An 8,769-nucleotide genomic window follows, 5' to 3' on the forward strand; every position below is an offset into this window, starting at 1 on the left:
GAAGTAAGCGCCCGGTTAAACAAAACCCCGCCGCGGCGGGGTTTTGTTGTCAAAGGGGCCAAGACTTCCGGTGCACGCGGCGAGCCCCCCTACGAGGGGGCTGTTAACCCGTGCGCCAGGTGATCTCTTCCACCCCATCGGCGCTGATGCGCATCCAGCGGTCGGCCTGTTCGTCGCTTTCTTCTTCCTGCCAGCCGTTGGGGGCGCAGCGTACTTCGACATTCAGCGCGGCGAAGGCGGCCTGGGCGCAGGCCAGGTCGTCCGCCCAAGGAGTGGCGTCGCTTTCCAGGTACAGGCTGTGCCATTTGCCGACTGCCTTGGGCAGCCAGGTGACGGGCACTTCACCGGCCATGCATTTATAGGTCTGGCCTTTCTGCTGCCAGGGCGTGCAGCTGCCCAGTGCGCTGTTCAGCCACTCGCCGATGGCGGTGTGGTCGGCGTCTTTCAGGTAAATCTCGATATCCGGTTGGCGCATGGTCATAGTCTCTCGATCCAGTCGTAGCGGATGGCAACAGTCACCTCGCAGGGCTCGGCGATGACTGCCGCGCGGCGTTCGGCGCTGGCGCGCCAGCCGTGCGGGGTCATGGCCAGCAGGTCGGCGCGGGCCTCGCTGCTGGGCAGGTGCAGGTTGAAGGTCAGGGTTTCGCTGTGGGCCAGGCGCATGCCGTCGGGGATCAGCTCCAGGTGCTTCTGATCATCGTAGTCGCGCACTTCGTCATACAGCTTTTGCCGCAGCTGCATCAGGTGCTCGCGGGTTGGGCCCATGCGCAGCAGGCCGCCACCGGGGGCGAGCAGGCGCTTGGCTTCCTGCCAATCCAGGGGGCTGAAGACGCTGGCGAGCAATTGGCAGCTGGCATCACTCAGCGGCACGCGGGCCATGCTTGCCACCAGCCAGTTGAGCTGGGGCGCGCGTTTGCAGCCACGTTTGATCGCTTCGCGGGAAATATCCAGTGCGTAGCCGTCGGCCTGCGGCAGAGCGTCGGCGATCTGCGTGGTGTAGTAACCCTCGCCGCAACCGATATCCAGCCAACGCGCCGGCTTATAACCGGCCGCCAGCTCGGCCAGGCGTTTGGCTAGCGGTGCGTAATGACCGCCGTCGAGAAAGCGCCGCCGGGCTTCGACCATGGCGGCGTTGTCGCCAGGGTCGCGGCTGTTCTTGTGCTGCACCGGCAGCAAATTCAGGTAACCCTGGCGCGCGCGGTCGAAGCGGTGGTTGGCCGGGCAGGTGACGCCGTTATCGAGCGTTTGCAGCGGCGCCTGGCAGATGGGGCAGATCAGACTCATGCGAGCAGATTGACCAGGGTCTGGTAGTAGATTTCGGTCAGCACATCCAGATCACTGGCCAGCACACGTTCGTCGACCTGGTGGATGGTGGCGTTGACCGGGCCGAGTTCGACCACCTGGGTGCCGAGGGTGGCGATAAAGCGCCCGTCGGAGGTGCCGCCGCTGGTCGATGGGCGGGTGTCGCGGCCGGTGACCGCCTTGATGCTGGCGGCCACGGCGTCAAGCAGTGCCCCCGGCTCGGTGAGAAACGGCAGGCCGGAGAGCGCCCAGTCCAGGTGATAGTCCAGGCTATGCTTGGCCAGGATTGCCTTGACGCGCTGCTGCAGGCCTTCGACCGTGGATTCGGTAGAAAAGCGGAAGTTGAAGATGGCCTTCAGCTCACCCGGAATTACGTTGGTCGCGCCGGTACCAGCATTCAGGTTGGAAATCTGGAAGCTGGTCGGCGGGAAGAAGGCGTTGCCGTCGTCCCAGTGTTCGGCGGCCAGTTCGGCCAGGGCCGGGGCGGCCAGGTGAATCGGGTTGCGGGCCAGGTGCGGGTAGGCCACGTGGCCTTGTTTGCCGCGCACGGTCAGGGTGCAGCCGAGCGAGCCACGGCGGCCGTTTTTCACCACGTCGCCGACCAGAGTGGTGCTCGACGGTTCGCCGACGATGCACCAGTCCAGGCGTTCGTTGCGTGCGCGCAGGCGCTCGACCACGGCCTTGGTGCCGTTATGCGCCGGGCCTTCTTCATCACTGGTGATCAGAAAGGTGATACGGCCTTTGTGGTCCGGGTAGTCGGCGACAAAGCGCTCAACCGCAATGATCATCGACGCCAGGCTGCCTTTCATGTCCGCCGCGCCACGGCCGCAGAGCATGCCGTCTGCGTCGATCAGCGCATTGAAGGGTTGGTGCTGCCAGTTTTGCACCGGGCCGGTGGGCACCACATCGGTGTGCCCGGCAAAGCACAGCACCGGGCCTTCGCTCTGGCCGTGGCTGGCCCAGAAATTGTCCACTTCCTCGATGCGCATCGGCTCGATGCTGAAGCCGCAGGCGGCCAGCCGGCGCGTCATCTGTTCCTGGCAGCCTTCATCGAGCGGCGTGACGGACGGGCGACGAATCAGCTCGCAGGCAAGCTCCAGCGTCGGGGAGAGGGGCGTGGCGTTGGCGGTCATTGCGGCTCCAAGGCGGCATCAGGCGGAAGGTCGCCATCTTAAAGCAAAACGGCGGCCATTGGCCGCCGTCTGGCATTCGGACACATCCGCGATCAATTGGTAGCGGCGGTTTCCTGCGGGCTTGCCTGCGGCGCCGGCAACGACGACAGCAGGGCCATGATCAGCGCGGCCAGATAGGGCAACGACTGCACCAGCAGCATGGCCACCCAGAACTTCACGTCGGCGCTGGGCAAGCCCTGGACGATGCTGATCCCCCCGGCCGCCCCCCATAGCAGCAGCATGATAAAGACTTCTTCGCGGGCCTCGGCCAGGGCCACCAGGATGCCGTGGTTGCTGGCCATCTTCGGTGTGCGGAAGAACGGGATGGTCTTGGTAAAGGTGCCGTAGAGCACCGCCTTGGCAATCGTGTGCGACAGCGCCAGACCGGCCAGCGCGGCCTGGAACGAGCGCAGCAGATCGACGCCCATGGCCTTGCGGTAGAGGAACAGGATCTTCCCCAGCTTGAAGAAGAACAGCGCCAACGGCGGGATGGCGAAGATCATCAGCGGCGGGTCGACCCGCTGCGGCACGATGATCATCGCCGCCGACCAGAGCAGCGCACCGACGGTGAAGAAGATATTCAGGCCGTCGGCGATCCATGGCAGCCAGCCGGCGACGAAGTGGTAGCGCTGGCCGGTCTTGAGTTCGGAGTCCTTGCCGAGGAACAGGCTACGTGCATGGCCCTTCATGATCTGAATGGCGCCGTAGGCCCAACGGAAGCGCTGCTTCTTGTAGTCGATAAAGGTGTCCGGCATCAGCCCACGGCCAAAGCTTTCGTGGGCGTAGGCGGCACTATAGCCCTTCTCGAATACACGCAGCCCCAGTTCGGCGTCTTCGCAAATGGTCCAGTCAGCCCACTTCAATTCGTCCATCACGGTGCGGCGGATCATGGTCATGGTGCCGTGCTGGATGATCGCGTCGCGATCGTTGCGCGTGACCATGCCGATATGGAAGAAGCCTTTGTATTCGGCGTAGCAGAGCTTCTTGAAGATGTTTTCGTTACCGTCGCGGTAGTCCTGTGGCGACTGCACCACGGCGATCTGCGGGTCACTGAAGTGCGGCACCATGTGCTTGAGCCAGTTCTGGTCGACGCAGTAATCGGCGTCGATTACCGCCACCACTTCAGCGTCTGGCGCGGTATGCGGCAGGATGTAGTTCAGTGCGCCGCCCTTGAAACCGGCAATCGGCGCGACGTGGAAGAAGCGGAAACGCGGGCCCAATACTTTGCAATACGCCTCGACCGGCTGCCACACGGCCGGGTCCTTGGTGTTGTTGTCGATGATGATGACTTCGTAATCCGGATAATCCAGCGCAGCCAGGGCGTCGAGGGTCTGTTTGACCATCTCCGGCGGCTCGTTGTAGCAGGGCACGTGCACCGACACCTTGGGCCGGTAGGCGCTGTCGGCAATCACCGGCTGGAACGGCCGGCGGCGTGCGCGGGTCCAGGCGGTTTCGGCCAGCTCGTGGGCTTCGGTGAGCAGCACGATAAACACGCCAAAGGCGCCGATACCCAGCAACAGGCCGACCAGGGTGCTGAACCAGGTGCTGTATTGCTGGCTGTAGTCGTAGCCGATCCACACCAGGGCCGAGCCGCCGGCGAAGGCGACAATGGTCAGGAAGGTGCGTCCGCGTTGGCGCAGGGCGCTGCCGTCGATCAGCATCAGCGCCAGGCTGAGCAGCGCCAGTACCACCGAGCCAATGGCCAGCAAGCGCCACTGCGGAATCGCCACCACGGGGCCTTCGAAGGCGAACTTGGCCTGACGTTCCAGGTTGTACACGCCCCAGTAAGCGCCTACTGCGCCTTCATCGCTGGCTTTCCAGGGTTGGTCGAAGGCTTCGATAACGAAGTAGTTGTAGCCTTTGGCGTTCAGCGCATTGACCAGGGTGCGCAGGTAGATGGCTTGGTCCGCCTGGGAGGCATCGGCGCCGCCGCGCATACGGCCGTTGCTCGGCCAGCCCACTTCGGAGAGCAGCAGCGGTTTTTTCGGGAAGAGCTTTTTCAGGTCCTTGGCGCGCTCGAGGACGAACTCGGTGGCGTCCTCCATCGGCACGAATTCCCAGTAGGGCAGCACGTGGGCCGCGACCAGGTCGGTGTGCTGCGCCAGCTCCGGGTATTCCTGCCAGATGTGCCACTGTTCGGAGGTGGTCACCGGCACCTTGACCGCCGCGCGCACGCGGTCGATATAGGCAATCAGGTTCTCGGGTGTGACTTCGCTGCGGAACAGCGCTTCGTTGCCGACCACCACGCGCACCACGCTGCGTGAGTTATTGGCAATTTCAATGGCCTTGGCGATTTCCCGCTCGTTGCGCGCAAGATCCGGGCTGATCCAGATGCCCAGGGTCACGCGCAGGCCAAACTCTTCGGCCAATACGGGGATATTGCCCAGCGCGCCATCCACCGAGTAGGTGCGGATGTTGTCGGTCTGAGCGCTCAGCAGTTCCAGGTCGGCACGCATTTGCGCATCGCTGGGGTAGGTGTCCTGCTGAGGGTTTTGCCCGGCGCGGAAGGGCGAGAAGGAGTACCCAGAGATCTGTTCCGGCCAGTCCGGCGCGGTGACAGGGCGGTTGTACAGCGCCCAGATACCGGTAAACACGGCGGCAATTGCCAGGAACATGACCAGGTTCAGTCCAAACTTACGCGAAGGCATAGTGAGCAGGTCCAGCGAAGGGGCAATAAAAAGCGACGAGCGTCGGGTGGCGCATGCTACGCCGCCGTCATTGGGCTGTATAGCCCGGCCTTTGGGCATGTTGATGGGATGCCGAAGGGGCTTGAAGGTTCCTGTTGTGGCAATTTGACATTGCAGCTCATCGGCTAATTACGCCCTGCATGACGCAGCGCTTGGGCACAGCTCGCCGGCTACCTATAATGCGCGCCGCTTATGGCTTGTGAGAGAGAAGAATGCCTGTGGATGAACAACGCTTTGCCGGGATCGCCCGTCTGTATGGTCGCCAAGGGGCCGAACGGCTGGCGGCTGCACATGTGGCGGTGGTCGGCATAGGCGGTGTGGGTTCCTGGGCGGCCGAGGCGCTGGCGCGCTCCGGGGTGGGTGAAATCTCGCTGTTTGATCTGGATGATGTCTGCATCAGCAACAGCAACCGTCAGCTGCATGCGCTGGACAGCACGATCGGCCAGCCCAAGGTCGAAGTGATGGCGACGCGCATTCGCGCAATCAATCCGGGCTGTGTGGTGCATGCCGTGACGGACTTCGTCACCCGCGAGACCATGGCCGAGTACATCACCGAGCAGCTGGATGCAGTGATCGACTGTATCGACAGCGTCAACGCCAAGGCCGCGCTTATTTCCTGGTGCAAGCGGCGCAAGATCCAGGTGATTACCACCGGCGGCGCGGGCGGGCAGATCGACCCGACGCAGATCCAGGTCGGCGACCTGAACAAGACCTGGAATGATCCATTGGCCTCCAAGGTGCGCTCCACCCTGCGCCGCGACTATGGTTTCTCACGTACGCCGGGGCGTAATTACAGCGTGCCGTGCGTGTATTCCAGCGAGCAGCTGCGCTATCCAAAACCCGACGGCACGGTGTGTCAGTACAAGGGCTTTGTGGGGGAGGGGGTCAAGCTCGACTGCGCCGGCGGTTTTGGCGCGGTGATGATGGTGACCGCCACCTTCGGCATGGTGGCCGCCGCGCGCATCGTCGATAAATTGGTTGCCGGTACACGGCGGCCGGCAGAGCGGCCGCGTGCGCCTGATGGATAGCGGCGCGCGGTGACTAGTCTGTAAAAACGGCCGGTTAAGGTCGCTGTTCAGCAGGGATAAGCTGTTTTCCGCTCTATTGAGGTGTGTTGTGTTATCCCTGCTGCGTCATGTGTTACGTCATCTCCCGCGATCTGTGCTGCTGTATGCAGCGCTTTGCGCCTGCCTGAGCGCCCATGCCCATTCTATTGTGCGGATTGGCACCGGCGACTGGGCGCCCTATGTCGATCAGCAGCGCGAAGATGGCGGCGCCCTGTCGCGGCTGGTACGCCATATCTTCAAGACGGCGGGTTATCGGGTCGAGTTCGTCTACTACCCCTGGGACCGCAACCTGCTGATGCTCGAACACGGCAGCCTGGATGCGGTGATGCCGTATATCTGCAGTCAGGCCCGCCAGCGTGTCAGTACCTGCAGCGATACGGTGGTGAAGGGCGAGGTGGTGCTGTTTCAGCGCACCGACCAGCAGCTGGACTGGGCGGATATCAGCGACCTCAGAGCATTTCGTATCGCCACCACCCTGGGCTATTCCTATGGTCCGCAGTTCGATGCGGCGGTGCAGAGCGGGCAGTTGCAGGTGCAGCAAAGCGGTAAGGAAGACACCGGTTTTCGTCTGCTGGAGCTGGGACGGGTGGATTTTCATCCGCAGGACCGCGCCGTGGGTTACGCCATGCTGTGGCGGATGTTTACCCCCGAGGCGCGTGCGCTGATCACCCATCATCCGCGTGTATTGAACACCGAGCCGCTGCACCTGCTGTTTCGCAAGGGCGATGCGCGTGTTGATCGGTTGCGTGAAGTGTTCAATAGCGGTTTGCGCCGCCTGGCTGAGAACGGTGAGTTGGCGCGTTTGCAGCAGGCCCTGTACGCCGGTGATGCCGATCAGTGGCGCGAGGCGCCCTGATCGTCTGCATCGAGCAATTGCTGCATCCGCGTCAACACGGCCTGTAGGCCGTTGCTGCGTGAGGGCGACAGGTGGCGCGCCAGCCCGAGCTGGGTAAACCAGTCCGGCAGATCCAGCTGTTGCAGCTCCGCCCTTGGCAAGCCATTGACCCGCGCCAGCAGCAGCGCGAGCAGGCCGCGCAGCAGCCGGGCATCGCTGCTGGCGCGAAACTGCCAGTGCGCGCCGTCGCGCTCGGCCAGCAGCCACACCTGACTTTCACAGCCCTGCACCCGATTGGCTTCACAGCGTTCGGCGTCACTGAGTGGGGCGAGCTGCTCGCCCCACTGCATCAGCAGGCGTGCACGCTGCTCCCAACCTGGGCAAGCGTTAAAGGCTTGCAGTGCGGTTTGCGCGTCTGTAGGCAGGCTCACTGCAGTAACTCCAGGGCCTGATCCAGGGCGCTGAAAAAACGCTGCAGATCGCTGGCGTCGTTATACAGTCCGAGGGATACACGAATCGCCCCGCTTAGGCCGAGGCTTTGTAGCAGTGGCATGGCGCAGTGATGACCGGCGCGCACGGCAATCCCCTGTTCGGTCAGCAGGTGGGCGAGGTCGGCGTTGTGCGCACCATCGACCACAAAGCTGGCCAGGGCGACAGTGGGCGCGCCGAGCAGGCGTATGCCCTGGCGTTGTTGCAGCCCGGCGATCAGCTCGGCATGCAGCGCCGCTTCGTGGGCGCTAACGGCATTGGCGTCGAGGCGGCCCAGGTAATCCAGGCTGGCGCCCAGGGCGATCACCGAGGCAATCGGCGGCGTGCCGGCCTCAAAACCTAGTGGCGCGGGGCGAAAGCTGGCGTTGCGGTAGTCGGTGTGCAGCAGCATCTCGCCGCCAAACTGCCAATGCGCCAGCTGCTCCAGGGCCGGCGGGCGGCCATAGAGCAGGCCGACGCCGTCCGGACCGTAGAGCTTGTGGCTGGAGCAGATATAGAAGTCGCAGCCCAGCTCCTGCATATCCTGGCGACCATGCACCACGCCCTGGGTGCCATCGACCACCGTCAGCGCGCCTTGCGCCTGGGCCAGAGCCAGTAACGGCTGCAGTGGCTGCCAGCAACCGAGCACATTGGACAGCTGACTGACCGCCAGCAGGCGGGTGCGTGGGCCGATCAGCTGCGCGGCGTGGGTGAGGTCGATCAGGCCGTTGCTCTCCAGCGGCAACACCACCAGTTTGAGCTGCCGACGCCGCGCCAGTTGCTGCCAGGGCAGCAGGTTGGCGTGGTGCTCCAGCGCGCTGATAACGATCTCATCGCCCGGCTGGAACCGCTGCTCCAGGCCATAAGCCAGCAGATTGAACGCTTCGGTGGCGCTGCGGGTGAAGATGATCTGCTGTGCGTCGGGCGCATTCAGCCAGTGTGCGACTTTCTCCCGGCTGGCTTCGAAGGCGCGGGTGGCGCGCTCGCCCGGTAGGTGCTGGGCGCGATGCACATTGGCTGCGCCGCCGGTGTAATAGCCGAGCAGGGCATCGAGCATGGCCTGGGGTTTTTGCGCGGTGGCAGCGCTGTCCAGATAGCTCTGGCCTTCGGCCGCAAGGGCCAGAATGCCAGGGAAGTCAACGCGCCAGGGGGAATGGATAGGCATGGGCAGGCAATCGAGACCGTAGGATGGGTTGAGCGCAGCGGTACCCATAATGAGCCTGATGGGTATCGCTGCG

Annotated in this window: 8 protein-coding genes; 2 read left to right on the forward strand and 6 right to left on the reverse strand. The window is 63.8% G+C overall.

Features of this window, described 5'->3' with window-relative positions:
- Positions 1-103: 103 nt before the first annotated feature.
- The 4 genes from WA145_RS12880 to WA145_RS12895 all read right to left on the reverse strand — a co-directional run bounded on the left by WA145_RS12880 (position 104) and on the right by WA145_RS12895 (position 5,122).
- A complete protein-coding gene (locus tag WA145_RS12880) occupies positions 104-475 on the reverse strand; it encodes a hypothetical protein (protein ID WP_422581964.1) in 372 nt (123 codons plus the stop codon).
- Between the two features lie 2 nt (positions 476-477).
- Complete coding sequence (locus WA145_RS12885) at positions 478-1,284, reverse strand: putative RNA methyltransferase (RefSeq protein ID WP_422581957.1); 807 nt, start codon at positions 1,282-1,284, stop codon at positions 478-480.
- Complete coding sequence (gene dapE / locus WA145_RS12890; protein ID WP_422581958.1) at positions 1,281-2,435, reverse strand: succinyl-diaminopimelate desuccinylase; 1,155 nt, start codon at positions 2,433-2,435, stop codon at positions 1,281-1,283. Before dapE ends, WA145_RS12885 begins: the two co-directional genes overlap by 4 nt.
- A gap of 92 nt (positions 2,436-2,527) precedes the next feature.
- Positions 2,528-5,122: a glycosyltransferase gene (locus WA145_RS12895; protein ID WP_422581959.1), complete on the reverse strand. Its 2,595-nt coding sequence runs from the start codon at positions 5,120-5,122 to the stop codon at positions 2,528-2,530.
- Between the two features lie 251 nt (positions 5,123-5,373).
- Here WA145_RS12895 and tcdA point away from each other — a divergent pair, with 251 nt between their 5' ends.
- Both tcdA and WA145_RS12905 read left to right on the forward strand, forming a co-directional pair.
- Positions 5,374-6,189: a tRNA cyclic N6-threonylcarbamoyladenosine(37) synthase TcdA gene (tcdA, locus tag WA145_RS12900; protein ID WP_422581960.1), complete on the forward strand. Its 816-nt coding sequence runs from the start codon at positions 5,374-5,376 to the stop codon at positions 6,187-6,189.
- A gap of 109 nt (positions 6,190-6,298) precedes the next feature.
- Positions 6,299-7,084 carry a substrate-binding periplasmic protein gene (locus WA145_RS12905; RefSeq protein ID WP_422581961.1) on the forward strand — a complete coding sequence of 262 codons (786 nt, stop codon included), beginning with the start codon at positions 6,299-6,301 and terminating at the stop codon, positions 7,082-7,084.
- On the opposite strand, the gene WA145_RS12910 is transcribed toward WA145_RS12905, so the two are convergent.
- Both WA145_RS12910 and WA145_RS12915 read right to left on the reverse strand, forming a co-directional pair.
- Positions 7,063-7,494, reverse strand: a complete 432-nt coding sequence (locus tag WA145_RS12910) for a SufE family protein (RefSeq protein WP_422581962.1) — start codon at positions 7,492-7,494, stop codon at positions 7,063-7,065. The two genes, WA145_RS12905 and WA145_RS12910, sit on opposite strands and share 22 nt — an antisense overlap.
- Positions 7,491-8,696, reverse strand: a complete 1,206-nt coding sequence (locus WA145_RS12915; protein WP_422581963.1) for an aminotransferase class V-fold PLP-dependent enzyme — start codon at positions 8,694-8,696, stop codon at positions 7,491-7,493. Before WA145_RS12915 ends, WA145_RS12910 begins: the two co-directional genes overlap by 4 nt.
- Positions 8,697-8,769 lie beyond the last annotated feature (73 nt).

This window comes from Pseudomonas sp., assembly GCF_049301935.1.
Lineage (GTDB): Bacteria > Pseudomonadota > Gammaproteobacteria > Pseudomonadales > Pseudomonadaceae > Aquipseudomonas.